Genomic DNA, 26,685 nt, shown 5'->3' with positions numbered 1-26,685 from the left:
TGCCAGGGACGGACGTGTTTTTTGCTGTTCATCATCTGCTCTGGTCCGCAATGCGGAACAGAGCAGATGATGAACAGTACTAGGCGACCGTAGGGAGCGTAGTAACCAAACGAGGAATCACTAGGATTGATTTTTAAAATCAGTGAGACCTAAACACAAGGAAGTCATGGCAACCAATCCATTTTGATACGTTCAATAGAAGCAATTGATTGGTCGAGTCAATGGATTTAGAAATTATACGGAAACGTAGTGAGACGAAAAGGAGCGAAACAAGAATGAAAATGAAAGAAACACTGCATCTTGGAAAAACCGCTTTTCCAATGCGAGGCAACTTGCCGAACCGCGAAGTGGATTGGCAAAAAGAATGGGAAGAAAATCGATTGTATCAACGCCGTCAAGAATTAAATGAAGGCAAGCCAACCTTTGTCTTACACGATGGTCCTCCTTATGCAAATGGGAACATCCATATCGGACACTCATTGAACAAAATCAGTAAAGACATTATCGTACGTTCCAAATCAATGTCAGGTTTCCGTTCCCCTTATGTACCTGGTTGGGATACCCATGGTTTGCCGATCGAGCAAGTGTTGACAAATAAAGGAATCAAGCGCAAAGAAATGAGCTTGGCAGAATACCGCAAAAAATGTGAAGAATATGCTTTGACCCAAGTGGATACACAAAGAGCTGACTTCAAACGTTTAGGGGTTTCTGGTGACTGGGAGCACCCATACATCACACTGACGCCCGATTATGAAGCTGAAGAAATTCGCGTTTTCGGAAAAATGGCAGAAAAAGGCTATATCTACAAAGGATTAAAACCAATCTACTGGTCACCATCTAGTGAATCATCACTAGCAGAAGCCGAGATCGAATACAAAGATGTGAAATCACCATCCATCTATGTTGCTTTCCCAGTCGCAGATGGCAAAGATTTGCTTGATTCAGATACATCTTTTGTTATCTGGACGACGACGCCATGGACCTTGCCAGCGAATCTAGGAATCTCTGTGAATCCAACCTTTGCCTATGTTCAAATCTTGGCTGATGGTCGTAAATTTGTCGTGGCAAAAGATTTATTAGAAACCGTGACGAATGAGATTGGTTGGGAATCTGTCGAAGTATTGCAAGAATTGGCAGGCGATCAATTAGAAAAAATGACGGCGCAACATCCTTTCTATGACCGTACGTCTCTGTTGATGTTAGGGGATCATGTGACATTGGATGCCGGTACTGGTTTGGTCCACACTGCACCAGGACACGGGGAAGATGACTACATCGTCAGCAAAAAATATGGGCTAGATGTCTTATCGCCAGTCGATAGCCGTGGGGTCTTCACAGAAGAAGCACCAGGATTTGAAGGGGTCTTTTATGACAAAGCCAATCCAATGATCACTGCGCTTTTAGAAGAAAAAGGGGCGCTATTAAAACTAAACTTCTTTACTCACAGCTATCCACATGATTGGCGGACGAAAAAACCAGTCATCTATCGGGCAACGCCACAATGGTTTGCTTCAATTGATAAGTTCCGTCAAAACATTTTGGATGAGATCGAAAAAGTAGATTGGATCATTCCATGGGGCAAAACCCGTTTATACAATATGATTCGCGATCGCGGCGACTGGGTGATCTCTCGTCAACGTGCGTGGGGTGTACCATTGCCAATCTTTTATGCAGAAAACGGCGAAGCCATCATCACGCCTGAAACGATCGAGCATGTGGCAAACTTGTTTGCTGAACATGGTTCAACGATTTGGTTTGAAAAAGAAGCCGAAGAATTGCTGCCGGCTGGCTTTACGCATCCAGGCTCACCAAACGGTAAATTCTCGAAAGAAACTGACATCATGGATGTTTGGTTTGATTCAGGTTCTTCTCACGAAGCCGTGTTACGTCAACGTCCAGAATTGACGTTCCCAGCTGACATGTATTTGGAAGGTTCTGATCAATATCGCGGGTGGTTCAACTCAAGTATCACAACTAGTGTGGCGATCAATGAAGTCGCACCATACAAAGCCGTCTTGTCTCAAGGCTTCACCTTAGATGGCGAAGGCCGTAAGATGAGTAAATCTCTTGGAAATACCATTGCACCAGAAAAAGTGATCAACCAAATGGGTGCGGATATTTTGCGCCTTTGGGTCAGCAGTGTTGACTACGAAGCGGATGTTCGAGTGTCTATGGATATCTTGAATCAAGTATCAGAAGTCTATCGGAAAATTCGCAATACCATGCGTTTCTTATTGGCTAACACGAATGATTTTGATCCAGCAAAAGACAGCGTACCATTTGAAAACTTGCGTTCTGTTGATAAATACATGATGGTTCGTTTGAATCAAACGATCAAAACGATCCGAGAAGATGGTTATGAAAAATACAACTTCTTGCATATTTACCGAACAGTCATCAACTTCTTGACAGTCGATATGTCATCCTTCTATTTGGATTTTGCGAAAGATGTCGTTTATATCGAAGCTGAAAATGATTTCCAACGTCGCGCTATGCAAACCGTCTTTTATCAAACAGCGGTTGCGTTGACGAAATTACTAACGCCGATCATTCCGCATACGGCAGAAGAAATCTGGTCACATTTGAAAGAAGAAGAGGAATATGTCCAATTAGCGGAGTTCCCTGGCTATGATACATTTGCTAACCAAGAAGAGCTGCTTGATTTATGGCGTGCTTTCCTTGATTTCCGTGACAATGTCTTAAAAGCATTGGAAGAAGCGCGTAATGCAAAACTGATCGGGAAATCGTTTGAAGCAAAAGTGACTGTCTATCCAACCGAACCGGTTGCGGCATTACTAAAAGCCATTGATTCAGATATCGCTCAGTTGCTGATCATTTCACCGGACTTCTTAACGATCAAAGAAGCAGGTGAAGCAGCACCAGAAGCGGCCTATCAATTCGAAGACGTGGCGATCTTAGTGGAAAAAGCCGAAGGTGAAGTCTGCGAACGTTGTCGTCAAGTCCGTGTGGATGTCGGTGTAGAAGAGCAGCTACCAACACTTTGCGGCCATTGCGCAGCCATTGTCAAAGAAAACTATCCTGAAGCGGTTGCAGAAGGCTTTGAAAAATAAAAAAACGGAAAAAGATGATCCCATTGTGGGTCATCTTTTTTTTGAAATCAATCAAGCTTGTTCCTTGAAAATGGGACATAAGCAGCTGTTTGTGACATCCAAATGAGAAAATCCGCGTTAATTGATAACGATTCTCATTTGTTTGCAATAATTTTACGATAGTTTATTGTATAATAAAAAAACCTTATTAGACGAAGACTCCTGCCTGTGATTTACAAGTAACTACTTGTTCAATGGATGTAAGTAACCCTTGAAGGAAGAAAGCAACGAGATCGGATCAAGTAAAAAAAACTTGCCAGATAGAAAATCAGGTTGTAAACTGTTAAAAATCGGAATATTCAGAAAATTGAAAGAAAGTGTGATTCCATGAGTGATTTAGAGATGATGAAAACAACGAACCAAACGATGTACGATGCCGCTTTTGAAAAAGATGCTTGTGGGATGGGGTTCATTGCTCAGAAAAATGGTCATTATTCCCGAGAGCTCGTCCAAAATGCCTTAACGATGTTAGAACGGATGAATCATCGAGGGGGAACTGGCGCTGAACCTGACACGGGGGACGGAGCAGGAATCTTGATGGCGATGCCAGATCCTTTTTTTCAGCAGCGGGCAAAAGAGGCAGGAATCCCATTACCTGAAAAAGACGCCTATGCTGTTGGGATGTTTTTTTTACCGAAAGAAAAGCTCCGAGCAGCACAGGTCCAAGAAGAAGTAACTAAAGACATTCAACAAATGGGTTTTACGGTTTTATGGCAGCGCGACGTTCCATATGATTATTATCAGTGTGGGCCAGGGGCGCAAAAAGTCATGCCATCTTTCGTGCAAGTCTTTATTGAAAAGCCTGTCGATGTAGCAGCTGGCCGTCCCTTTGAAGATCAGCTTTATCGGCTACGGCGTAAACTGGAAAAAACATATCATACCGATGAGCTGTCTATTTGCAGCTTGTCCAGTAAGACAGTTGTTTATAAAGGGATGCTGCATGCCTATCAAGTTGGCTTGTTTTTCAAAGATCTTCAAAGCCCAGAAATGACTTCGAGTATTGCTTTGACCCATTCTCGTTTTTCAACGAATACCTTTCCAAGCTGGAGTCGGGCGCAACCTTTTCGTTTCTTAGCCCATAATGGCGAAATCAACACGTTACGCGGGGCGGAAAATTGGATGCATGGACATCAGATCGAAGTCTACGATGACGAAAACTCCGATTCTGCGAAGCTGGAAAATTGTATGGAATACTTGTATCGTCAAGGTCGAGACATTCCCCAAGCACTGTTGATGATGGTGCCAGAAGCGTGGTCTAAAGAAGCTGGCTTGACGCCAGAACTGACGGCTTTTAATGAATACAATGCAAGCTTTATGGCTCCTTGGGATGGACCAGCAGCTTTATGCTTTACCGATGGGGAGATGGTGGGAGCTGCCCTTGATCGTAATGGATTGCGACCATCTCGCTACTCAATCACGAAAGCTGGTTTTGTTGTCGTGGCCTCTGAGTCAGGCGTGGTGGATCTGCCAGCGTCGGAAGTGATTGAAAAAGGGGTGCTTGGACCAGCAAATATGTTTTTGGTGGATACCCAAAAAGGGATGATCTTACGAAATCAAGAAATCAAAGCGCATTATGCGAATGCCCATCCTTACCAGGAGTGGCTAGCGGAACACCTATTGACACCAGAGCTGCTTCCTGGGACTGAGAAGCAGGAAGAAACAGCAGATGATGCGATTCAGACCCTTTGGAAACGAAATGGCTACACGGATGAGATCATACGCACGTTGATTTTACCAATGGCTCAAACGGGAGAAGAACCAGTGATCTCCATGGGGTTTGATTCACCCTTAGCTATTTTGAGCGAACGTCCCCAATCCTTGTTTACGTACTTCAAGCAACAATTCGCCCAAGTGACCAATCCACCCATTGATGCGATTCGCGAAAAATTAGTAATCGGTACCGAGCTGTTTTTAGGTCGAGATGGGGATGTTTCAAAGGACATCCGAATCAATTGTAATAAGCTGAAGATTGCTAGTCCTGTGTTAAAAACGAGTGAATATGAAAAGATCAAACAGTTAAATCAAAATGGTCAAAAAGCGGTTTTACAGTCGATTCTTTATGATTATGTACCAGAAAACGGGGTAGCTTTGCAACAAGCGTTAGAAGCGCTTTTTAAAGAAACGGAGCAAAAAATCGATGCTGGGGCAACAATCGTCATTTTAAGTGATCGGGAAGTCATCCAAGCGCAAGAAGGAAAAGTGGCGATTCCGATTCTCTTGGCGGTATCAGGCCTGCACAATTATTTGGTGCGAAAAGGCAAACGTTCCTTGGCATCGATCGTTGCGGATACAGCGGAAGTCTGTGAGGTCCATCATTATGCCATGTTAGTCGGCTACGGAGCAAGTGGGGTCCATCCTTATGGGGCTTACCAGACATTGGCGCATTTTGAGCTTTCAGAGAAGATCGAAAGTTACCGCAAGGCATGTGAAAAGGGCATTGTCAAAATCATGTCACGAATGGGAATCTCAACGATCGCCGGTTACCACGGGGCACAATTGTTTGAAGCGGTTGGCATCTCTGAGAAAGTCATCGCTGAATATTTTACCGGCACGGTTACCCGTATCGGTGGACTCTCATTAGCGCAAATCGAGCAAGAATATCTGACGCGTTATGAGGCAGCATATGGTGAAAAACGAATGGATTATCTTGATTCTGGCGGTAGTTTCCAGTACAAAGCCGATGGGGAGCATCATTTGTTTAATCCAAAAACGATCTATGGGTTCCAAAAAGCCGTTCGCACAGGCAGTTATGAGCTTTATAAAGAATATGCGGCGGAAATGAATCAAGAGGCATTGGACAATCCAACGACGTTACGGTCTATGTGGACCTTTGCGAACACAAGACGCAGTATTCCGTTAGCTGAGGTGGAGCCTGTCGAAACGATCGTCAAACGATTTAAAGTCGGGGCGATGTCCTACGGCTCACTAAGTGAAGAAGCGCATCGCTGTATTGCTGAAGGAATGAATGCGATCGGGGCAAAATCCAACAGTGGAGAAGGTGGCGAAAACCGAAATCGTTTCAAACCAGTAGAGGGCATTAATTATAATAGTCGCATCAAACAAGTAGCTTCAGGCCGTTTTGGTGTCAACGCCGAATATTTAATGAGTGCAGATGAACTTCAGATCAAAATGGCGCAAGGGGCGAAACCTGGAGAAGGCGGCCAATTACCAGGCAATAAAGTCTTCCCGTGGGTCGCCGAGATTCGAGGGTCTACGCCTGGTGTTCGATTGATTTCACCGCCACCACATCACGACATTTATTCGATTGAAGATCTAGCCCAGCTGATCTATGACTTAAAAGCCATCAATCCGTATGCACGGATCAATGTCAAATTGGTTTCTAGTACGGGCGTGGGTACGATCGCTACCGGTGTCGTCAAAGCTGGCGCAGACGTAGTCGTGATCTCAGGCTATGACGGTGGGACTGGTGCTTCTCCGAGAAATTCGATCCGTGATGCCGGCTTGCCTTGGGAGATGGGGCTTGCAGAAGCCCATCAAACGTTAGCTATGAATCATTTGCGGCAGCGAATGACCTTAGAGACAGATGGAAAATTGATGACGGGTCGGGACATCGCCATTGCTGCTCTTTTAGGAGCAGAAGAATATAGCTTTGCCTCTTTAGCGCTAGTTGCGGTTGGTTGTGTCATGATGCGGGTATGCAGTATCAATACATGTCCTGTTGGCATTGCTACACAGAACCCAGCGTTGCGAAAATTTTTTGCTGGAAAACCTGAGCACATCATCAACACGATGTACTTTTTAGCAGAAGATCTACGGGAAACGATGGCTGAGTTAGGCTTTCGTACCATCGATGAGATGGTAGGACATGCGGAATTGTTGACACCACGCTTCGTTGCTAAAGGCAAAGCAAAGTCATTAGACTTTTCGAAAATGATTGGGACGACGATCCCAATCGAACGCAAAGTGACCGATCCATTCCTTGAGAAACGTCAATGGCCAGAATTAGATGCTTTTGCACAAGCTGCTATCGACAACAATCAAGAAATCGTGACGAATCATACGATCAATAATGTTCAACGCTCAGTCGGCGCGCGTTTAGGAGGCTGGATCGCGGAACGTTTTGGCAATTATGAAGTTACCCCAGGTCTGTTGCAATTTACGTATCGAGGTATTGCTGGACAAAGCTTTGGGGCTTTTGCCACCCAGGGCATCCAGTTGAAACTGATCGGTGAGGCCAACGATTATGTAGCCAAAGGGTTAAGCGGTGCCCGCTTGATCATTGTGCCACCTGAAGATGCCGCTTATGACGCAGAGCATTCACCAATTGTTGGTAATGTAGCGTGCTTCGGGGCAAATCGAGGCGAAGGCTATTTCCGAGGCATTGCTGGCGAACGCTTTTGTGTTCGTAACAGTGGAGCCAATGTCGTTGTCGAAGGTGTTGGCGATCATGGCTGTGAGTACATGACTGGCGGTGTCGTGGTGATATTAGGAAAAACCGGCCGCAACTTCGGTGCTGGAATGTCCGGTGGCGTGGCGTATGTTTACGACCCCGATCAAACCTTTGCCGATAAATGCAATCGGGAAATGGTTGATTTATATCGGATTGGCGAAAGCGGCGATGACCACCAACTAAAAGAGATGATCCAGCAGCATTTCGCCTATACAGATTCATTGAAGGCGGCTGAGATCCTAGAAGATTGGGAAAATCAGCAGCACCATTTCATCAAAGTCTATCCGACAGAATACCATCAGATGATCCAAGCGACGGAGACCTTGGCGGACCAAGGGTTTGTCGGAGATGAACTTGTGACGAAAGCCTTCGAAGCTGTCGTCGGTCCACAATTGACCATCCCAGGAAAGGAGCGTGACTAATATGGCAGATCCATTTGGTTTTTTAAAGTACCCAAGAGTAGAAAATCCTACCCGACCAGTGGCAGAACGAATCGAAGACTGGCAAGAATTACAGACGCCATTGCCTGAAAATGAGCGTCAAGAGCAAGCAGCACGCTGTATGAACTGCGGGATTCCTTTTTGTCATACCGGTTCTTTTTACGGGGGGCAACGAGCGGTTTCAGGTTGTCCCAATGACAACCTGATTCCTGAATGGAATGACTTGGTTTATCAAGGGCGTTTCCAAGCCGCTTTTGAGCGTCTTGCCAAAACCAACCCATTACCTGAAATGACTGGTCGTGTTTGTCCAGCTCCTTGTGAAAAAGGCTGTACCGAAGCACTGAATGGCTCAGGTGTCACGATCCACGACAATGAACGCTTTATTATCGATACTGCTTTTGAAAATGATTGGGTCAAAGCCTCGGGATTGCCTCAAGAAGCGACTGGGTTCAAAGTTGCCATCGTCGGCAGCGGACCAGCTGGTTTATCCGCTGCATGGCGCTTGAATCAACTAGGGCATCAAGTGACGGTCTATGAACGCAGTGATCGCTTTGGCGGTTTACTGATGTACGGTATTCCAAATATGAAATTAGATAAAGACGTCGTTCAGCGACGGATTGACTTGATGGCAGAGCTAGGCGTGACCTTTGTCGCTAATACGGAGATCGGTCGTGACTTGTCAGCAGAAGAATTGGCCGCTCAGTATGATCGGGTCATCTTGGCAACAGGAGCTAGTGTTCCTCGTGACTTGAAGATTCCAGGTCGTGAATTGACTGGGGTGCAATTTGCAGTCGATTATCTGACGGAAGCAACCAAAGATGTGTTAAAGCATGGCAAAGCGGCAACAAGTAAAAAACTTGCTGGCAAGCATGTTATCGTGATTGGTGGCGGCGACACTGGAAATGACTGTATTGGTTCAGCGATTCGGCAAGGAGCCGCTTCTGTGCGTCAATTGGAGATCACGCCCCAACTGCCATTGACACGGACCGACAGCAATCCTTGGCCAGAATACCCAATGACAGCCCGCACAGGATATGGGCAAGAAGAAGCGGCTGAAGTGCTACAAACACAAGTGACGTATCATGGGGTGTCTACAACGGCCTTTATCGGCGCCGAACGCGGCCAGTTGATCGCCATCGAAACAGTCTCAGTGGATCAACAGTTTCAGCCGATCCCTGGCACAGAGCAAGTGATCAAAGCGGATTTGGTCTTGTTAGCAATGGGCTTTGTTGGTGCAGAGACCCAACTCTTCGATGCCTTTGGTGTGCGAGAAGTGTACGATGATTACACGACGAACAATGAACGAGTGTTAGTCGCAGGAGATGCCAAACGAGGACCGAGTTTAGTTATCTGGGCGATTCGTGAAGGACGCTTAGCGGCAGAAAAAGTCGATCAAGCGTTACGATCATTGGTGTATCAATAAGCAATCAATAAAAAACAACCTGAGCAGCTATTCCTCCTTCAGAATTAGAAGGGGAGCAGCGAAATGCTCAGGTTGTTTGCCTGTTAAGCGATTGGTTCAGATGGATGGGGCTTAGACAGCTGTTCATTTTTTTCCATTGCTGCCTTTGGTAGGCGAATCGAAAAGACGATGGTTTCATCACGGCTTTCCGCCCAGATCTTTCCACCTAATGCTTCAACGATTTCTTTGGCGATCGGCAAACCAAGACCCGTCCCACCCGTCGCTGTTGCTCGGGAAGCATCCATGCGGTAGAAAGGCTCAAAAATCAAGCCGATCTTTTCAGCTGGGATCGTTTTTCCTTGATTGGTCAAACGAATCAGGATATCATCAGACTCGCTGATGGCTAATCGCAAAGGGGAGTTAGGATAGCTATAATTGATGGCATTGCGGATCAAGTTATCAAAAACGCGTTCCATTTTCTCCGTATCAACGGTCGCAAAGACTTTTTTCTGTAGCTGAAGTTGCCAATGGAGGTTTTTTTCTTCTAACAGCGGCAAAAATTCAAACGTCAACTGTTCCAGCATCAAGCTCAGATCCGTGGTTTCAGTTTGTAAGGCGATCGTTGTAAGATTAAAGCGGGTGATTTCGAAAAATTCGCTGATCAATAGTTCCAGCCGTTGGGCTTTTTGCAAGGCGATCTTCGTATAGCGTGCGCGTAGTTCGGTAGAAAGCTGCGGTTCCTCTTCTAAAAGCGTCAAATAGCCGATCACACTGGTCAAAGGCGTTCGTAAATCATGTGCGAGATAGACGATCAAATCATTTTTTCGTTGTTCCGCTTCTTTGGCGGCTCGTTGATCCTGTAAGTTTTTCTCCCGCAACTGGTTCATTTCTTCTTGCACATCAATCATATTGCTGGAAAGAACGATTCGCTTCGTGGGTTCGGCAATCAGTTGGTTTGTGGCTTGGATCGTTTCATTCAAATAACTGATAGCTTTGCTCATATAATAAATCGTTGTGCTCACCCAAATCAGTAAGGCCCCGATGGCTAAGCAAAGAAGCCAATAGTCAGCAAAAAGTCGTAAAATTTGATAAATGGGTTCATAGCCATACCAGACCCTCATTCCAGCAACGAAGCGTACTGCGAAAGGAATGATGATCAAGATCGCCATCAAGATGCCCGTGGTGATAAAGTATTGGGTCAAGAGCTTGCGGATCAATGGATTTCTATTTTTCAATGATATAGCCGACCCCCCATACGGTTTTGATTAATTTCGGTTTGCGGGGTTGTTCGTTCAGTTTTTCCCGCAAACGGGCGATATGTGCCATCACTGTGTTATTGTTGTCTAAATACTTTTCTTTCCAAACTGCTTCAAAAAGGGTTTCCGAGGCAACGACCGATCCTTGGTGTTCAAATAAGTAAAGCAAGATTTTAAATTCGATGGGGGTCAAGAAAACCTCTTTGCCATAAAGAAAACATTGGTGGCTGTTGATTTTCAACAGTAAGCCTTCCTTTTCGTATTCTTCAATCTTTTGGGGATTCGCTGACTGGTTGTAACGCTGGTATCGCCGCAGCTGCGTTTTGACCCGAGCAACGACTTCTAAAGGATTGAAGGGCTTGGTCACATAATCATCTGCCCCAAGGCTTAGACCGGTGATTTTATCCAAGTCTTCCCCTTTTGCCGTGAGCATCAATACTGGGAAAAAGTGGGTCTTACGAATTTGCTGCAGCAGCTGAAAGCCGTCGATATCCGGCAGCATCACATCTAAAACCGCCACATCGACCGTTTCTTTTTCAAGATAAGCCAAAGCGCTCGTTCCATCATAAAAAGGTTCTACTTGGAAGCCTTCATTCCTTAGAAACGTCGTGACTAACTCCGCGATTTCTTTTTCATCATCAACAACAATTATTTTTTCTGCCATCCTTGATTCACTCCAACTATCTACGATCATTTTTCATTTACACTACCATTTACTCTACACCCATCATACCGTAATCGGTAAGCGAATGCATTCGTTTTCTACTTTGAACTAGAGGTGATGCGGGAACCTAGGCGGCTGATCAATTCATTGGTAATGGTTTGTGCTTGATCAGCGGTAGTCGTCCAATCGCTGATTACTTCGAGCGAACTTTCGACCGCCAGTTCTGGATAGTCCGTTAAATCGATCAAGAGCATATCCATACAAACCAACCCAATCTGCGGGAGTAAAGCACCTTGATAAGAAAGCTGGAACCCTTGGTTTGATAGGGCACGTGGAACCCCGTCGCAGTAGCCGATGCTAACGATCCCGATCGTGGCTGGTCGATCAAAAACAGAGCCTAATCCATAGCCGATCGCTTCACCAGCGGCAACTGGTTTTTTGTCTACCAGTAAGGCTTTGAGTGTCAAAATCGGCTGTACGTTTATCTTCTGCTTCGTTGGTTCGTTCGGGACGCTCAATGAACCAGTTAGAAGAATACCTGGACGTACATAATCATAGTGTTTCTCTGGGTAATTCAATATTCCGTAGCTGCTTTGCAGATGTGTCAGTCCATAGGCGATATTTCTAGCTGATAAGCCAGCCAACAGATCATCAAAACAAGTGATTTGGGCTTGTGTCCGCAAGATACTTGCCGTATCCAGCTGATCTGAAGAGCCTAGATGGGAAAAAATGCCCGTGATCTTGAGAGATGGCAAGGCGTAAAGTCCAGTAACTGTCTCAAGATCAGGTGCAACGCCTAAGCGGTGCATACCAGTATCTACCGCTAAATGGCATTCGATCGGAATTCTTGTTTGGGCTAAAGCATGCCCATGGGCCTCACTAACAATGGTTTGAATCAAGGAATAATGTTTCAGCTCTTTGGCACGTTGGGCAGAAGTGTACCCTAAAATCAGTAAGCGACTTTTGATGCCAGCTCGCCGTAATTCAATGGCTTCTTCAAGGGTAGCAACGGCAAAGAAATCAACGCCGGCTCTTTCTAGGGTACTGGCGACCGTCTTCGCATCACAACCATAAGCATCCGCTTTAACCACCGCCATCACTTTTGTTGTTGCTGGGATCAATCGCTTGATTTCCTGCAGGTTGTGCAACAAAGCGGGGGCGGAAAATTCTTTGGCTGCTCGCTGCAATTTGGGCGGCGTTTTTTTCGAAAACGGGAACAGCTTTTGCAAAGCAAAGAGACCTTGCACCACCCCAATGGTCAGTCCTAAGACCACGAAGAAATTGATCAGATTGTTTTGCAGCAAGGGCAGCTTTTGACTAAGAAAATGGGTCACTGCAATGGTATAAGGATGGAGCAAATAGAGCCAAAGGGACAGTCGACCCGCTTGTTTCCAGATTATGGGTGCTTGCCATTGCTGGATGATCGGAAATAAAAACAACAGGACGAAGGGCAAAAAAACATACATGCTGTCATGTTTCGGCGTGGTAAAGTGATGCAAAAGGTAACTTTCCAAAAGCAAGCAAATCAGACTGATCAGCAGATAACTATAGCGATGGGGAGAAACTGGTTTCTTGGAAAATCTTCTGGCTAGTACCCCTAAGATCAAAAACAAAGGAGCAAAAAAAATGCCGTTGCGAGTTCCATCCAATAGTTGAAAAATCAGTGAATAGACTGGCGTAATGGGTGTTTGTGCAGCCAGGCCAGACCAACTGTCCCCACCTAAACCAACCACATACAAACCGACAGCAATGAAAAACACCTGCTTGAAAGAAAGCCGTGTCAAGAGGCCCATCACTAGTAGACTGCCGGTAATGATCGCAGGAAAATACCAAAGATGGTAAAGAATGCCAGTGACCAACAATGTTTGGATAAAGGTGCCCAGCGGCATGTTCAACCCAAGCATGCCGCTGTACCAAGCAAGCGGCAAAAAGAGCAGTGTGGCTATGAGGTAGACTTGCAGCTGCTTTTTAATAAACTGCCAGACACGCTGTCTGGCAGGATAGCTGTTTTGGGTGGCTAAGTCGCTGAACACGTAATATCCGCTGATCATAAAAAAGAAGGGGACGGCAATTCTGAAGAACGTCAACGTGATCAGGATATCACCGTCAGGCCATAAGCGGTGAAGAGGCAGACAGTGGATCGCCACCACCATCATCGCCAAAATCACCCGGAATTGCTCGATTCCTTGATTCTTCTTCATGCGAACTGCCTCGCAGTTTGTTCAAGGTATTGATGGTATTCTTCCAAGGTCCACTGTTGACTGGCGATGATTTGACTATGAGGCAGACCAACATAACGAAAATGCCACGGTTCATAGCCAATCCCTGTAATTTCCTGTTTGTCTGCGGGATAGCGTAAAATAAACCCATAGTTCATCATTTCCTGGGTAAATAAATCAGCGGCTGCGCTGTCACGAAATCGTGGGCAGATCAAATCATCCTGGCTGCCCTTTAAACCAACATCGATCGCTAAGCCTAACTGATGTTCACTGCAACCGGGCAACGCCACAAATTGTTTCGTATAGGCTAGCCCATTTTCTTTCAAGGAATATTCCCATAAATACCGTTGCTGCTTTTCGGTTCGGTAGCCATCTAACAAGCAGATCTCGTCTTCAAGCTTTAAGGATTTGACGAGCCGTTTCCATTGTTTGGCTGCTTCTGGCTGCAAGTAAATCTCGTCTTCGCTGAAGGCAGCAAGGACTAAATGAGGCGGCTCTTGGTTTTTTTCTAACGGAAATTCTTTGCTAACTAACTGTAGATAGGGATTCATTTGACTTCCTCCTTTGCTAAGACAAGCAGTTTTTGTAGTAGTTCTTGATAGGATAAGCCGACCGCTGCCATCATGGCAGGATAACGGGAGTGACTCGTAAAGCCCGGCATAGTATTGATTTCATTCAAGTATAGTTCTCCTTGATCCGTGACAAAAAAGTCGATGCGAGCAAGACCTTTAAGACCAAGACTACGATAGAGCAGCTGAGCTTGTTCTTTGACCTTGGTTTCAATCGTTTCAGGCAATGGCGCAGGGACGGTGATTTTGGCGCTGATCAGCTGGTACTTTTCTTCAAAATCGAAAAAGCCGTCTACTAATGAAATGGCGTCACAAGCACCGACAGTCAAAGAGTCGTTGCCCAAAATACCGCAACCGATCTCAACACCGGCAATATTTTTTTGTAGGAGCACTGCGGAACAATAAGTAAAGGCTTTTTTTAAGGCAGAAGCGATTTCTTCAACGCAGGTGACTTTAGTGATCCCTTTTGAAGAGCCCGCTTCATTAGGCTTAAAGAAAACTGGGAAGCCATGGGTCTGGATAAAAGCTTCGATTTGTTCTTGCTGGTTGGCTTGATTTGTCAAGAGAATCGTAGGAGCACTTTGTACGCCAATGGCTGCTGCAGCTTGATGCAGCAGCCATTTGTTCATACATAAGGCAGAACCTGCCACCCCGCAACCTACATAAGGTAGTTTCATCAATTCAAACAATCCTTGGATACTGCCATCTTCCCCGTATTTGCCATGCATAATGGGAAATAAAATATCAGGTACTAACGTTTGCTGCTCTTCACTTAGCCAAAAGCCGTTTCCTTCGAATAGCGGCTGGATTTTCTGTTTATGTTTCGTATCCAACAACCACGTGTCTTGTCGGATGTTTTCCAGTTCTCCTGTATACAAGTACCAATCCATAGCATCTGGGGCGATCCCGATCAAAGAGAGGTCGTAGTCATAGGGAGATGATTGGAGTGCTTCGATTGCGCTAGTTGCTGAGGCTAAAGAAACGGTGTATTCCGGTGAATTGCCTCCAAAAATAATGGCGATTTTTTTCATGTTTTTCTTCCTTCCGCTTTTCGATTCTTACTACATTCAGTCTATCAAGGAAAGAAAAAAGAAATTTGCGGGCTTACTGGTATCTTTCTTTTCTTTTTGTGATGAAATTCTGACGAATTTATGACAAAAGGAAAGCGACAGCTGCCGCTCCTTTTACACCAGAAAGAAACTTGCCTTTGAAGTAGAAAAAGCTGCCATAAAATGGAATGGAAAAAATAGTGAAAAAAGAGCACTCTGAAGGAAAGGGGGAGGCAATAGCAGGAACGTTGACACAAAAAAAGCATGCCGAAGCATGCTTTTTCTTTTTGATGATGGCTTTTCGATTATTATACGATTTGCTTATTGTGCGTAATGCGCACGAGGACCACCAATATATTTGGGCCGTGATCCCAGAGCTGTGACATGGGCAGCGCCGAGGGACTTGATAGAGGGACGGATCGGGATTTGAACATGTTTGACATGCATGCCGATTGCTGTGTCGCCAATATCGATGCCAGCTTTTGCTACTATGTGCTCCACTTCAATAGGTTCATCGAACAGCTGGAAAGCGGCAACTGAGCAAGCACCGCCTGCATGCAACTGGGGCACTACTGCGACTTCTTCTAATTGATATAGTCGAGCCGTTTCACGCTCAACAGCTAAAGCCCGATTGAGATGTTCACAGCCTTGAACGGCTAAATGAATATTTTTGGGACGCAAGATCGCTCGTAGTGTTTCAACGATAACCATGCCTACTTCTTGACTGGAATTTTTGCCAATCAAGCCGCCCACGACTTCACTTGTTGAACAACCAAGGACAAAAAGATCATTTTCACCAACGTTCGCTGTCGTAATGACTTCTTCAACGATCGTAGTTAAATCCGTTTTTAATTGATTGATATCTGTCATAAGAATCACCTTTCATTTAAAGAAAACTTTTTCGTGCGGCGCAAAGCATGCGTCAGGGGTAAAGCAACGATGCTGCCAAAGACCGTTTGGATCAAATTACTTGGGATCGAGGCGATCCCAGCGCCTAAACCGAATAGCAAAACCGTTGCTGCTGCATAGCCGGCGATCATGATTAAGCTACCGACAATGACGGCTGCTAGTGGCCGATGGCTCATTCTACCTACGATCCAGCCTTGCACACCATGGATCACGATGGAAAAGAAGGCCCATTCAGGGTAACCTGATAGAAAATCAATGATGCCGCCGCTCATTCCACCGACGAAGGCACCGGCGCTAGGTCCGAACAACAGGGCCGAGATATAGATCCCTGCTTCACATAAGGTCACAAAGCCCTTCGTTTGCGGAACAGGAATGATAAAGGTCAAAGAAAGTGCACACGTGAGTGCCGTCAGCATAGCGATCGTCGTTAGGTTTCTTACTTTCATAGGTGTTCCTCCTTTTTAAAATAGGCGAGCTGATTGACGTTGCCAGAGGTACCTAAAGGCAGACCGTCTTCAATCCCTGCCCAAACAAATGCTTTTGCGGTTTGGATAGCTGCTTCCAACGAAGTGCCTTTAGCAAGCATTGCGGCAATCGCTGATGAGAGGGTACAGCCAGCACCGTTGGTTGTGGTTCGCGTACTTTTTTCTGCCTCAAAAACGGTAAATTGTCCTTCTTGATACAAAACATCATAGGCTGTTTCCCCAGTTAGTCGACTGCCACCTTTGATCAGAACATTTGGGGCACCCAGCGCATGGATTTTTTTTGCCGCCGTTTTCATCTCTGCTAAAGAGGTAATGCTTTGTCCAGATAAGTGTTGTGCTTCGAGTAGATTAGGTGTCACTAATGCTGTGTAAGGAAACAATGAGATCAATCCTGCTTGATAGGAGTGGTTAAAGGCAGTATCTCCTTCTTTGAAGGCGAGAACGGGATCGAGCACGATCGGTCCGGTAAATGTTTGTAAAAAATCTCGCAGCAATTCAATGATGGCGGTTTGATGAAGCAGCCCGATTTTGATTGCATCTAGGGATACGACCGAACGCAGTGAATCCAGTTGTGCTTGGATCACAGGCTCAGGGAGATCATGGAACATAAGATCATCCTTGATGGCGACCACACATGTTAATAGGGCATGGCCAAACACCCCGAATTCCTCAAATGTTTTCAAATCAGCCGTCATGCCGCCACCTGCCAAACTGTCGAGACCGGCGATCGATAAGACTTGTTTCATGTCTGCTGCTCCTTTCATTTCTCATTTCTTTCTATTATAAACAGTCGGTAAAAAAGAAAAACGGCCAATTGGATGTTTTTTCCTCATCCAATTGACCATTTGCTTATTTCTCATTTAGTAAATCTCGCTCACGATACCATTCATCGGGACGCCAGATCCATTCAAAGCCATCGGCAGCTAAGAGATCATAGGCTGCTTGGGGGCCCATCGTTCCTGCGGCATAATTTGGAAAATCAGGTGTTTCTTGGTCCCAAGCGTGACGGATCACATCAACGATGCGCCAAGATTGGGCAACTTCATCCCAGTGGGTAAAGTTAGTGCCATCACCGTTCAAGGCATCTAGAATTAGTTTTTCGTAAGCTTCAGGGGTGTTTTCGACGATTTCAGTACTATTTCGGTAATCGAGCTTCACTGGCAATGTCTCAAACCCTTGGCCAATTTCTTTTCCGTTCAAGGAAAGAGAGAAGCCTTCCGTCGGTTGAATGTAAATCGTCAGCACATTCGGTGCCAAACTCTCGATTTGCTTTTGTTCATTCAGGTCTTGCTTAAAGACATTGACTGGGACTTGTTTAAAGACAATGTTGATGCGAGTGCCTTTTTCCGTCAACCGTTTCCCAGTGCGTACATAAAATGGTACGCCGGACCAGCGGAAGTTATCGATCAAAAATTTCCCAGCAACGAAGGTTTCCGTTGCCGATTCTTCATCCACATTGGCTTCTTCACGGTAGCCAACAAATTTCTTGTCTTCTAATTGTCCCTTATCGTATTGACCACGAACGAAGTGTTGTTTCACTTCTTCTTCGGAGTAGATACGGATCGCATTTAAGGCTTTGATTTTTTCTGTCCGTAATTCTTTTTCAGAAAAAGCCACTGGCGGTTCCATGGCTAATAAGGAAAGAATCTGCAGAATATGATTTTGGACCATATCCTTCAAGGCACCGCTCTTATCATAATAGCCGCCGCGTTCTTCTACGCCTAAGTTTTCTGCGATATTGATCTGAACATTGTCAATGTAACGATTGTTCCACATTGACTCAAAAATGTTATTGGCAAAACGAATCGCAGAAATATTTTGGATCATTTCTTTTCCTAAATAGTGATCGATTCGGTAGATTTCTTGTTCCGTAAAGACTTGATTGATCTCTTCATTCAATTCTTTTGCTGAATTATAGTCGCTTCCAAACGGTTTCTCGATGATCACCCGATGGTAGCCCTCAGTATCCAGCATTCCTTGGGATTTCAAGTGAGAAACGATCGTCCCAAAGAAATTAGGGGACATTGCTAAGTAAAAAATCTGATTGCCTTCTAAATGGTATTTCTGATCTAAGGTTTCCGCCAAATCCTTTAATGAATCATAATGGCTCGTATCTGTTACATCATGTGATTGGTAGTAGAAATGAGAAGCGAATGTCTCTGCTTGTTCTTGTGAGTCACTCAATTCTTTGATTGTACCTATCACCACTTCACGATAGTGTTCATCCGACCAAGGACGGCGTGCAGTACCAATGACTGCAAAATCTTCTTTCAAATCGCCTTTTTTGTACAACCGAAACAAAGAAGGATATAGTTTGCGTTGGGCAAGGTCGCCCGTACCGCCAAAAATCGTAAAAAGGACCTTTTTTTCCATCATCTTCACTCCTTACAGTTTATCGACAAAAATCGTGCTGGCGGCTTTGTAGCTGACAGCAATTTCTTTTGTGTCATTTTTGATCGTAATCGGACCCTCGTATGCTGCCGCATCGATGATCTCGTATTCTTCATGAATATTCAATTTGATCGAAACGAGATAATCCAGCAGTTCTCGTTCGTCAAGGACACGGGCGATACGAATCTTGGTTCCTACCGGATAAGAACTCATGGTGTTTTTTTCGCCTTCGTGAATGAGTTCTCCTTGTTCAGGAATCATTCCCCCATGTGGGCAATACCGAGGATGATCAAGGTAGGCTTCTAAGCGGCTCGCCAACGTTTCTGAGGTGACATGTTCTAAAACTTCTGCGTCATCATGAACTTCATTCCATGAATAATGCAGGTGCTCCACAAGAAAGACTTCCCATAAACGATGCTTACGAATGAGGGCACTTGCAGAAGCTAAACCAGTTTCAGTCAACTGTACCCCTTGATAAGGTGAATGTTCCACTAAGCCTTCTTTTAATAATTTTGAAATCATTTCACTTACTGAAGCTGCTGAGACGTCCAGACCTGACACGATTTGTTTGTTATTGATCTTCTTTTGGTCACCACCAAGCTCTAAGATGAGCTTTAAATAATCTTCACGATTTGGTGTCATCGGATCCATCCTCTCTTATCAAAGACTATCAAAGTAGATTTTATCAAAAAAGCCAGCTGATTACTATGAAAAAAGCCGCCGGTTCTCAATATTCTATGTAAAAAGAAGACCGAGGGGAGCTACTCCACCTCAGCCTTTTTTTATTAAGCCCAATCACCATTGCGGAAGACAGGAACTGTGGTGCCATCTTCTTTGATGCCATCGATGGACATTTGGTCAGAGCCGACCATGAAGTCTACGTGGGTTTGGCTGCGGTTTAAACCAGCCGCTGCCAGTTCTTCTTCACTCATCTCAGTGCCGCCTTGTAAGCTGAAGGCATAAGCAGAGCCTAAAGCCAAGTGGTTTGAGGCATTTTCATCAAACAACGTATTGAAGAAGATGATGCCAGATTGTGAGATAGGGGAAGGGTCAGGGACTAAAGCGACTTCACCTAAAGATTTCGCTCCTTCATCGATCGCTAGCAATTTGCCTAACACTTCTTCGCCTTGTTCTGCAGAAAAGTCCACGACTTTACCGTCTTTGAAGGTGAATTTCATGCCAGAAATAATCGTACCTGCGTAGCTCAATGGTTTCGTACTTGAAATATAGCCATCGATGCGACGATTATCTGGGGCAGTAAAGACTTCTTCTGTCGGCATGTTCGCCATGAATTTTTCATTGCGGGTGTTGTAGCTGCCAGCACCTTCCCACAAGTGATTTTTTGGTAGGCCGATGATCAAATCGGTACCCGGTGCTGTATAGTGTAATGCGCTGAATTGTTCTTTGTTCAATTCTTCTGCCTTGACTTGCAGTGTTTCATCATGTTTTTTCCAAGCAGCAACAGGATCTTCTTCGTAGATACGCGTCGTTTTGAAAATTTGATCCCATAGCTTGTCTTGTGCTTCTTCTGGGGAAGCATCAGGGAACACTTTTTGTGCCCAATCTTGACCTGCAGCAGCAACAACGGTCCAGCTGACTTTGTTGGCTTGTGTTGCTTGACGCAGTTTCATCATCGCCTTACCAGAAGCTGCTTGGAAAGCGGCGACCCGATCTGAGTCAACGCCCGCTAACGCATCGGGATTGGCAGAAACGACACTGATGCGGCTCGCACCTTTTTCGACCCAATCTTCTGTCTGATCAATTTTGTGTTGAGGGATCGTAGACAAACGATCCTCAGCTGCATGCGCAAGAAATTCTTTTTGAACCACATCGTCGGTCCATTGAACGATTACTTCATCAGCGCCTAGCTCATACGCTTTTTTTGTCAATAGTCGAGCTAACGGTGCTTGGTCCACGGCGATTTGGATGACGATGGTGTGCCCTTTTTGGACATTTACACCAACTTCTGTGATCAGTTGGGCATATTTTTCAAGGTTCTGATTAAAGTTTGGTAAAACCATTAAAATTCCTCCATTTATTCTAAAATTATAACTGTCTTCATGATAGCACTAAGTATTTTTGAAAACAAACGAAAAAGAGAGCAAAAAAACAGAGGTCTTCAAATTGAAAAACTGGAAACACTAGGGGCAATAATTTTAAAAGTTTTTTTGCAAACTTAAAAAAACATGATACAATAAGTAAAAGGTATTTCTGAAAGCGATGTATAGCAGAATTAAGGAGATTAAAAAATTATGGCAAGAAAGAAAACTATTACTAGAGACCAGATTTTAAAAGCTGCCTATGAAGTTGTCGCAACCGAAGGATTTACACGTTTTACCGCACGCAATATCGCAGCGAAGATGAAATGTTCAACGCAACCGATCTACTTAGAATTTAAAAATATGGATGACTTAAAAAATGCATTGATCAATCAGATTTACGACTACTTAGCGACAGAAGTTTTTCCAGTTGAAAGACGGGGAGATGTCATCGTTGACTTAACGTTAAATTATATTGGCTTTGCAAATAAAGAAAAACGATTATACCGAGCGCTATACTTAGAAGAGCATGGTGGTGGGGATTCCATGCAGCAGTTTTCATTTGACCTTTTTGTGAAATCAGTGAAAAAAGAACCAAAGTATCAAGATCTATCGGACGTGAAATTACAGTCCTTGCATACTGGTGTCTGGATCGTCGCTACTGGCTTAGCGGCATTGATGTCTTCGGGGATCATTCATCCCACAGAAGATCAGATTGCTAAGCTGATGACGGAAACCACCGATAATATTTTAGCAAGAGAAACACCCATCGATATCAGTTATCATTAAGCAAACAAGAAAACCTCCGACAGAATCAAGTGATTTTGTCAGAGGTTTTCTTGTTTTATTCTGCAAATGCTTCCGCTAGCTTTTTGGCAAAGGCTTCTAAGTTTTGAATATCGTCTTCTTCCGCAGCCAAGTCGACCTTGACGCTATCTGCCCCTTTTGTTGCACCTGTCTTACTAAAGACGGCTTCAAAGTCATCGACGGACTTACAAAAGTCATCATAAAACGTATCGCCAGAGCCGCAGACCCCAAAGATTTTGCCACTTAAATCAAGTTCTTGCAAATCTTCGTAAAAATCGACGATCTCATCAGGCAATTCACCGTCACCGTATGTATAGGTTGCGACGATACAGATATCGGCGTCTTCAAACTCATCGGCATCCACTTGGGTACACTCATTCATTTCAACTTCCATGTCAAGATTTTCAAGGGCTTCAGAAACGATATCTGCAATTTCTTCCGTATTCCCCGTCATACTCGCATAGACGATTTTTGCTAAAGCCATGGGCTTTTTCCTCCAATCTCATTCCTATTCTCAAGGAAAACTCTCTTACAGATTATAGCAAATGCACGAAAGATTGAAAACAAAACTTGAAAAACTCTTTACAATGTCTGTGAATTTTGTAAAATAAGGGATTTCTATGGTAAAATAAGAGGAATTTAATTAAGGGAGACGAGAACATGATTACATTAAAATCTGCCAGAGAAATAGACCGCATGGCCGAATCCGGCGCGCTGTTAGCAGATGTCCACAAACAATTACGCAGCTTCATCAAACCTGGTATCACCAGTTGGGATATCGAAGTGTTTGTCAGAGATTATATTGAAAGCCATGGCGGAATTGCCGCCCAAATTGGTTTTGAAGATTACAAATATGCCACTTGCTGCAGTATCAACGATGAGATTTGTCACGGGTTCCCCCGAAAAAAACCATTGAAAGATGGCGATCTGATCAAAGTTGATATGTGTATTGATTTAAAAGGCGCCATTTCTGATTCTTGCTGGAGTTATGTGGTAGGAAACTCGACGCCTGAGATCGATCGTTTAATGGAAGTAACCAAAAAAGCGTTGTATCTAGGAATCGAACAAGCCCAAGTTGGCAACCGAATCGGTGACATCGGTCATGCCATTCAAACCTATGCGGAAAAAGAAGGCTACGGTGTCGTGCGCGATTTCGTTGGACACGGCATTGGTCCAACGATCCATGAAAGTCCGATGATTCCTCACTACGGAGAAGCCGGCAAAGGGTTACGTTTAAAAGAAGGAATGGTTATTACCATCGAACCTATGATCAATACAGGGACGTGGAAAATGAAAATGGATCCTAACGGCTGGACCGCCTATACTCTAGATGGTGGCTTAAGTTGCCAATACGAACATAGTTTGGCGATCACCAAAGAAGGGCCACGCATTTTGACTTCTCAAGGAGAAGAAGGAACCTACTAAATTTTGGCGGTAGGAGACTTCTGATTGTTACGTATGACAAAGAAAAAAAGGCAGATGATTCGCTGGCGGAGGAAGAAACATGAAAATCGTTGATAAAGTAAAAAGCAATCAAAAGCTGATGCGTTTCATTGAAACAACGCAAAATAGAATAACGGATTCAGAGATGGGGACCACATCGGTCGTCGTCGCCTACTATTTATTGCTTTCACTTTTCCCGTTAATGATTGCGCTGGGAAATCTGTTGCCTTATTTATCGATTGATCCGAACACGGTTTTATCTTATGTACAAGAATTGATCCCTAGTCAAATCTATGACTTTATCGGACCAGCGATCGAAAACCTCCTCACCACAAGCTCTGGCGGGTTGTTATCGATTTCCGCCTTGGCTGCGTTGTGGTCTGCGAGTCAAAGTATCAATGCCTTGCAAATTGCGATGAACAAAGCCTTCGGTGTGGACCAACGTTCCAATTTTATCGTGGTGCGCGCAGTATCATTTGTGATCATCCTGCTCTTTATGATTGCGATCGTTGGTGTTACGATGGTATTTGGGCTTGGAAAAATCATTCTTGATTTTTTGCAGCCGATTTTTAAGTTTCAAGACAATCTGATCGATACGTTCCAAACAGTCAAATGGCCAGTCACGATCGTTGCTTTGCTATTTATCATGATGCTGATCTATTGGTTAGTGCCGAATGCAAAGGTCAAGTTGCGTTCGACTTTGCCAGGGGCGATCTTTGCAACGATTGGCTGGATGTTGCTGTCACAAGTGTTTGGCTTATACGCCCGTTACTTTGCTGCGAAAATCATTGGCTATCAAATTATTGGAAGTTTTATTGTTTTAATGATCTGGTTGAATCTTGCTGCGACGATTATTATCTTGGGTGGAATCATCAACGCAGTGGTAGAAGAGTATGTGTCGGGACAAGAGATCAAAGAACGAACAGATCCTGTTCAGCGGATTTCTTCGAAAATCGAAGATACATTTACCAATAAAGAGAAATAACGGAAAGCGAGAATAAACGATGGATTTTGCATTCAAATTTGTAATGCGCTTATTTATAACAATGATCGTGTCTTTATTATTGACACCAGTCATCAAATTGATATCTTGCAAGATTGGCGCAGTTGATCGCCCAGGAGAGCGTCGGATCAATACGAAGACCATGCCTTCAGCTGGGGGATTAAGTATTTTTTTAGCCTTTTCCTTTGCGCTGCTTTGGGAATTTCGAACAATGATTCCTTTCGACTTCGTTTGGCCGATTCTTTTAGGTGCAACAATAGTGGTGATTACAGGATTGTTGGATGATATATTTGAACTGTCGCCAATGCAAAAATTAATAGGTCTGACATTCGCAGCGCTGGAAATTTATTTCGTTGCTGGAATAAAAATCAGCACAGTCACGATTCCTTATTTTGGCTTTATTGATCTGGGATGGTTTGCCTTGCCTATGACTTTGATTTGGATACTGGCAATTACCAATGCGGTGAACTTAATCGATGGTCTCGATGGGTTGGCGAGCGGCGTCTCTATTATCAGTTTGACGACGATAGGGATTATCAGCTATTTCTTTCTGCCGAATTTTGTGGAAGTACCAATGGTCATTTTTACTTTGATCGCAGCAATCATCGGTTTCTTTCCATATAATTTTTATCCAGCAACCATTTTTCTAGGAGATACTGGAGCATTGTTTTTAGGATTTATGATCTCTGTGCTCTCACTACAAGGATTGAAAAACGCAACTTTTATTTCTGTTCTGACGCCCATGTTTATTCTCGGTGTACCGATCACGGATACCGTTTATGCGATGATCCGAAGAAAGTTTAATAAACAGAAGATTTCCTCTGCCGATAAAATGCACTTGCATCATCGATTGTTGTCGTTAGGGTTTTCTCATCGCGGCACAGTGCTAACGATCTATGCCTTAGCATTAGTCTTTTCTTTTATTGCTTTACTAATGAATTACGCGAGCAATACAGCGATTGTTTTATTAATCATTAGCACAGGATTTGGAATTGAGCTGTTTATTGAGCTGATTGGATTAGTCGGTGAAAATCGTCAACCACTCATGTGTGCGTTAAAGTTTCTGGGAAATCGGCGATTCAGACAAAGTGTACTAACTGAACGTGCTGAAAGAAGAAATGCTGATCAAGAAAAAGAAAACAAAGATTTGGCTGCTAATGTTTCTCAGACTAAAGAAAAGCGGCGAAAGAGAAAACATTACCAAGCAAAACACAAAAAATAAACGATGACAGTTGCGGCAAAAGAACCCAACGGATGAAATGGATATTGATAGAAACCAAACGGTAAAAAATCAGGCCGGGAATCCTGATTTTTGCCGAGCAGCTGCGTATCAATGATTCTTAAAAATCAGTGGGGTGCTCTTGCCGCTTTTTTGAAGTGGCAGAAGCAAAGCCGTTTCCTGTCGAATTCTTCCGTCTTGAATTGACGGATCTAGCCCTAAACGTCTATACTTAAAAAGAGCAGCAGACTAATCAAAGAAAGAAGGATATGAACGAATGCCAAATGTGAAACAACTGACGTCAGAAAGAATGGGAACAATTTATGAGCTTTCCAATGATAGCGGTACCATCGTAAGGCTAAGTCCTGAAGGCGCACGCTTATTGGATTGGGTCGTTCCAGTAGAAGAAGGTCGCGACATTGTGGTCGGTTATGACACGATCGAAGGACATCGCCAAGCACGTTATTATGGCGCAACGATCGGCCCTGTGGCGGGAAGGATCGCAGGTACTCGCTTTGAGATCGACGGACAAGAATACCAAACGGAAGACAATGATGGCGGCAATACGCTTCATGGCGGTTCAAAGGGGCTGGATACTGATACATGGATCACTGAAACCTTTGAAGAAGCAGACAAAGCTGGGGTGATTTTTACTACCACACGGCAAGATGGCGATGGCGGGTTTCCTGGGAATGTTCGTTATCAAGTCACCTATACGTTGACGAATGACAATGAACTATTGCTTGCTTATGATGCCAACACTGACAAAGCGACTTTATTTAACCCAACGAACCACGGTTATTTCAATTTGACAGGTGATACCCAACAGCCGATCGATGACCACTTGGTTCAAATCAATGCCGAACATGTGGCTGAAACGAATGACGATGTGACGACGACCGGTGAAAAAACGCCTGTCGCAGGCACAAAGTTTGATTTTAGACAAGAACGCCCGATGGGAACGACGATGTTGGATGATCCGTTCTTATTAGACCATACGCAAGAGTGGGATCTAAAAGTAACCAGTCCCGATCAAAAAGTGCAGCTGACTGTAACTACTGACCGTCCTGCCGTTGTTATTTACACAACGGGTGAGGGAGAAGCTGGTGCATCAATGAAGACTGGTCCTTTTGCCAATCATGGCGGGATGGCGATCGAAACACAAGGTGTTCCTGGTTCTGAGAAATTTACCCACTTTGGTGAGATCGTGTTGCGTCCAGAAGAACCCTTCCACTCTGTGACGACGTATCAGGTCCACTTTTAAGCATA

Annotated in this window: 20 protein-coding genes; 8 read left to right on the top strand and 12 right to left on the bottom strand. The window is 44.4% G+C overall.

Translation table 11 applies throughout. The features are described 5' to 3' along the window. The first annotated feature begins 275 nt into the window (after positions 1-275). The 3 genes from ileS to IGI76_RS12365 all read left to right on the top strand — a co-directional run bounded on the left by ileS (position 276) and on the right by IGI76_RS12365 (position 9,384). Positions 276-3,071, top strand: coding sequence for an isoleucine--tRNA ligase (gene ileS / locus IGI76_RS12375; protein ID WP_231434749.1), 2,796 nt, complete (start codon positions 276-278; stop codon positions 3,069-3,071). Between the two features lie 366 nt (positions 3,072-3,437). Further along, positions 3,438-7,943 (top strand): glutamate synthase large subunit, encoded by a 4,506-nt coding sequence (gltB, locus tag IGI76_RS12370; protein ID WP_438781593.1) that lies wholly within the window; start codon positions 3,438-3,440, stop codon positions 7,941-7,943. Position 7,944: 1 nt separating this feature from the next. After that, positions 7,945-9,384: a glutamate synthase subunit beta gene (locus IGI76_RS12365; protein WP_005228830.1), complete on the top strand. Its 1,440-nt coding sequence runs from the start codon at positions 7,945-7,947 to the stop codon at positions 9,382-9,384. An 83-nt stretch (positions 9,385-9,467) separates the two neighbouring features. Here the strand turns inward: IGI76_RS12365 and vanS are convergent, their stop codons facing one another. The 11 genes from vanS to IGI76_RS12310 form a co-directional block, all read right to left on the bottom strand. Further along, a complete protein-coding gene (gene vanS / locus IGI76_RS12360; protein WP_311902450.1) occupies positions 9,468-10,598 on the bottom strand; it encodes a vancomycin resistance histidine kinase VanS in 1,131 nt (376 codons plus the stop codon). Then, a complete protein-coding gene (gene vanR-C, locus IGI76_RS12355; protein ID WP_005228837.1) occupies positions 10,588-11,283 on the bottom strand; it encodes a vancomycin resistance response regulator transcription factor VanR-C in 696 nt (231 codons plus the stop codon). Before vanR-C ends, vanS begins: the two co-directional genes overlap by 11 nt. A gap of 98 nt (positions 11,284-11,381) precedes the next feature. Beyond that, positions 11,382-13,484: a membrane-bound serine racemase VanT gene (vanT, locus tag IGI76_RS12350; protein WP_438781591.1), complete on the bottom strand. Its 2,103-nt coding sequence runs from the start codon at positions 13,482-13,484 to the stop codon at positions 11,382-11,384. Beyond that, the gene (gene vanXY, locus IGI76_RS12345) at positions 13,481-14,053 is read right to left on the bottom strand and encodes a D,D-carboxypeptidase/D,D-dipeptidase VanXY (RefSeq protein WP_087627814.1); all 573 of its coding nucleotides are present in this window, start codon (positions 14,051-14,053) and stop codon (positions 13,481-13,483) included. Before vanXY ends, vanT begins: the two co-directional genes overlap by 4 nt. Next, positions 14,050-15,102, bottom strand: coding sequence for a D-alanine--D-serine ligase VanC (gene vanC, locus IGI76_RS12340; protein ID WP_074933485.1), 1,053 nt, complete (start codon positions 15,100-15,102; stop codon positions 14,050-14,052). Before vanC ends, vanXY begins: the two co-directional genes overlap by 4 nt. Positions 15,103-15,441: 339 nt before the next feature. Beyond that, positions 15,442-15,990, bottom strand: coding sequence for a TIGR01440 family protein (locus IGI76_RS12335; protein WP_015510154.1), 549 nt, complete (start codon positions 15,988-15,990; stop codon positions 15,442-15,444). Between the two features lie 5 nt (positions 15,991-15,995). Continuing rightward, positions 15,996-16,475, bottom strand: coding sequence for an ECF transporter S component (locus IGI76_RS12330; RefSeq protein WP_015510153.1), 480 nt, complete (start codon positions 16,473-16,475; stop codon positions 15,996-15,998). Then, positions 16,472-17,260, bottom strand: coding sequence for a bifunctional hydroxymethylpyrimidine kinase/phosphomethylpyrimidine kinase (locus IGI76_RS12325; RefSeq protein ID WP_005237263.1), 789 nt, complete (start codon positions 17,258-17,260; stop codon positions 16,472-16,474). The genes IGI76_RS12330 and IGI76_RS12325 overlap by 4 nt, the downstream gene beginning before the upstream one ends. 103 nt (positions 17,261-17,363) lie before the next feature. Then, on the bottom strand, positions 17,364-18,890 hold the full coding sequence (gene zwf, locus IGI76_RS12320; RefSeq protein WP_333718658.1) for a glucose-6-phosphate dehydrogenase: 1,527 nt from the start codon (positions 18,888-18,890) through the stop codon (positions 17,364-17,366). Positions 18,891-18,899: 9 nt separating this feature from the next. Next, positions 18,900-19,547, bottom strand: a complete 648-nt coding sequence (locus IGI76_RS12315; protein ID WP_015510150.1) for a metal-dependent transcriptional regulator — start codon at positions 19,545-19,547, stop codon at positions 18,900-18,902. Between the two features lie 143 nt (positions 19,548-19,690). Further along, complete coding sequence (locus IGI76_RS12310) at positions 19,691-20,926, bottom strand: aminopeptidase (protein WP_015510149.1); 1,236 nt, start codon at positions 20,924-20,926, stop codon at positions 19,691-19,693. 231 nt (positions 20,927-21,157) lie between these two features. On the opposite strand from IGI76_RS12310, the gene IGI76_RS12305 reads away from it, so the two are divergent. Continuing rightward, positions 21,158-21,733, top strand: coding sequence for a TetR/AcrR family transcriptional regulator (locus tag IGI76_RS12305; protein ID WP_005228861.1), 576 nt, complete (start codon positions 21,158-21,160; stop codon positions 21,731-21,733). Positions 21,734-21,788: 55 nt separating this feature from the next. Here the strand turns inward: IGI76_RS12305 and IGI76_RS12300 are convergent, their stop codons facing one another. Continuing rightward, entirely contained in the window at positions 21,789-22,235 is a 447-nt protein-coding gene (locus IGI76_RS12300; protein ID WP_015510148.1) for a flavodoxin, read from the bottom strand. Positions 22,236-22,411: 176 nt separating this feature from the next. On the opposite strand from IGI76_RS12300, the gene map reads away from it, so the two are divergent. The 4 genes from map (at position 22,412) to IGI76_RS12280 (ending at position 26,680) form a co-directional block, all read left to right on the top strand. Continuing rightward, positions 22,412-23,176, top strand: a complete 765-nt coding sequence (gene map / locus IGI76_RS12295) for a type I methionyl aminopeptidase (RefSeq protein WP_005228863.1) — start codon at positions 22,412-22,414, stop codon at positions 23,174-23,176. A 79-nt stretch (positions 23,177-23,255) separates the two neighbouring features. Beyond that, a complete protein-coding gene (locus IGI76_RS12290) occupies positions 23,256-24,179 on the top strand; it encodes a YihY/virulence factor BrkB family protein (protein ID WP_005228865.1) in 924 nt (307 codons plus the stop codon). Between the two features lie 19 nt (positions 24,180-24,198). After that, the gene (locus IGI76_RS12285) at positions 24,199-25,419 is read left to right on the top strand and encodes a glycosyltransferase family 4 protein (RefSeq protein WP_010749745.1); all 1,221 of its coding nucleotides are present in this window, start codon (positions 24,199-24,201) and stop codon (positions 25,417-25,419) included. Positions 25,420-25,693: 274 nt separating this feature from the next. Then, positions 25,694-26,680 carry an aldose epimerase family protein gene (locus IGI76_RS12280; protein WP_015510146.1) on the top strand — a complete coding sequence of 329 codons (987 nt, stop codon included), beginning with the start codon at positions 25,694-25,696 and terminating at the stop codon, positions 26,678-26,680. Positions 26,681-26,685: the final 5 nt, after the last annotated feature.

It is taken from the genome of Enterococcus sp. DIV2449a, assembly GCF_051711225.1.
Classification (GTDB): Bacteria; Bacillota; Bacilli; order Lactobacillales; family Enterococcaceae; genus Enterococcus_D; species Enterococcus_D casseliflavus.
Note: the sequence above shows the minus strand (reverse complement) of the source record. Positions and strands in the feature narration are given on the sequence as shown.

What these genes read in the sequence shown, in the direction of transcription:
- vanC (WP_074933485.1), bottom strand. Translation starts at nt 15,102, where the DNA reads ATGAAAAAAATCGCCATTATTTTTGGAGGCAATTCACCGGAATACACC.
- IGI76_RS12330 (WP_015510153.1), bottom strand. Translation starts at nt 16,475, where the DNA reads ATGAAAGTAAGAAACCTAACGACGATCGCTATGCTGACGGCACTCACG.
- IGI76_RS12325 (WP_005237263.1), bottom strand. Translation starts at nt 17,260, where the DNA reads ATGAAACAAGTCTTATCGATCGCCGGTCTCGACAGTTTGGCAGGTGGC.
- vanXY (WP_087627814.1), bottom strand. Translation starts at nt 14,053, where the DNA reads ATGAATCCCTATCTACAGTTAGTTAGCAAAGAATTTCCGTTAGAAAAA.
- IGI76_RS12290 (WP_005228865.1), top strand. Translation starts at nt 23,256, where the DNA reads ATGAAAATCGTTGATAAAGTAAAAAGCAATCAAAAGCTGATGCGTTTC.
- vanT (WP_438781591.1), bottom strand. Translation starts at nt 13,484, where the DNA reads ATGAAGAAGAATCAAGGAATCGAGCAATTCCGGGTGATTTTGGCGATG.
- zwf (WP_333718658.1), bottom strand. Translation starts at nt 18,890, where the DNA reads ATGATGGAAAAAAAGGTCCTTTTTACGATTTTTGGCGGTACGGGCGAC.
- IGI76_RS12315 (WP_015510150.1), bottom strand. Translation starts at nt 19,547, where the DNA reads ATGACACCAAATCGTGAAGATTATTTAAAGCTCATCTTAGAGCTTGGT.
- ileS (WP_231434749.1), top strand. Translation starts at nt 276, where the DNA reads ATGAAAATGAAAGAAACACTGCATCTTGGAAAAACCGCTTTTCCAATG.
- IGI76_RS12285 (WP_010749745.1), top strand. Translation starts at nt 24,199, where the DNA reads ATGGATTTTGCATTCAAATTTGTAATGCGCTTATTTATAACAATGATC.
- IGI76_RS12335 (WP_015510154.1), bottom strand. Translation starts at nt 15,990, where the DNA reads ATGACAGATATCAATCAATTAAAAACGGATTTAACTACGATCGTTGAA.
- vanR-C (WP_005228837.1), bottom strand. Translation starts at nt 11,283, where the DNA reads ATGGCAGAAAAAATAATTGTTGTTGATGATGAAAAAGAAATCGCGGAG.
- map (WP_005228863.1), top strand. Translation starts at nt 22,412, where the DNA reads ATGATTACATTAAAATCTGCCAGAGAAATAGACCGCATGGCCGAATCC.
- IGI76_RS12305 (WP_005228861.1), top strand. Translation starts at nt 21,158, where the DNA reads ATGGCAAGAAAGAAAACTATTACTAGAGACCAGATTTTAAAAGCTGCC.
- gltB (WP_438781593.1), top strand. Translation starts at nt 3,438, where the DNA reads ATGAGTGATTTAGAGATGATGAAAACAACGAACCAAACGATGTACGAT.
- IGI76_RS12310 (WP_015510149.1), bottom strand. Translation starts at nt 20,926, where the DNA reads ATGGTTTTACCAAACTTTAATCAGAACCTTGAAAAATATGCCCAACTG.
- IGI76_RS12280 (WP_015510146.1), top strand. Translation starts at nt 25,694, where the DNA reads ATGCCAAATGTGAAACAACTGACGTCAGAAAGAATGGGAACAATTTAT.
- IGI76_RS12365 (WP_005228830.1), top strand. Translation starts at nt 7,945, where the DNA reads ATGGCAGATCCATTTGGTTTTTTAAAGTACCCAAGAGTAGAAAATCCT.
- IGI76_RS12300 (WP_015510148.1), bottom strand. Translation starts at nt 22,235, where the DNA reads ATGGCTTTAGCAAAAATCGTCTATGCGAGTATGACGGGGAATACGGAA.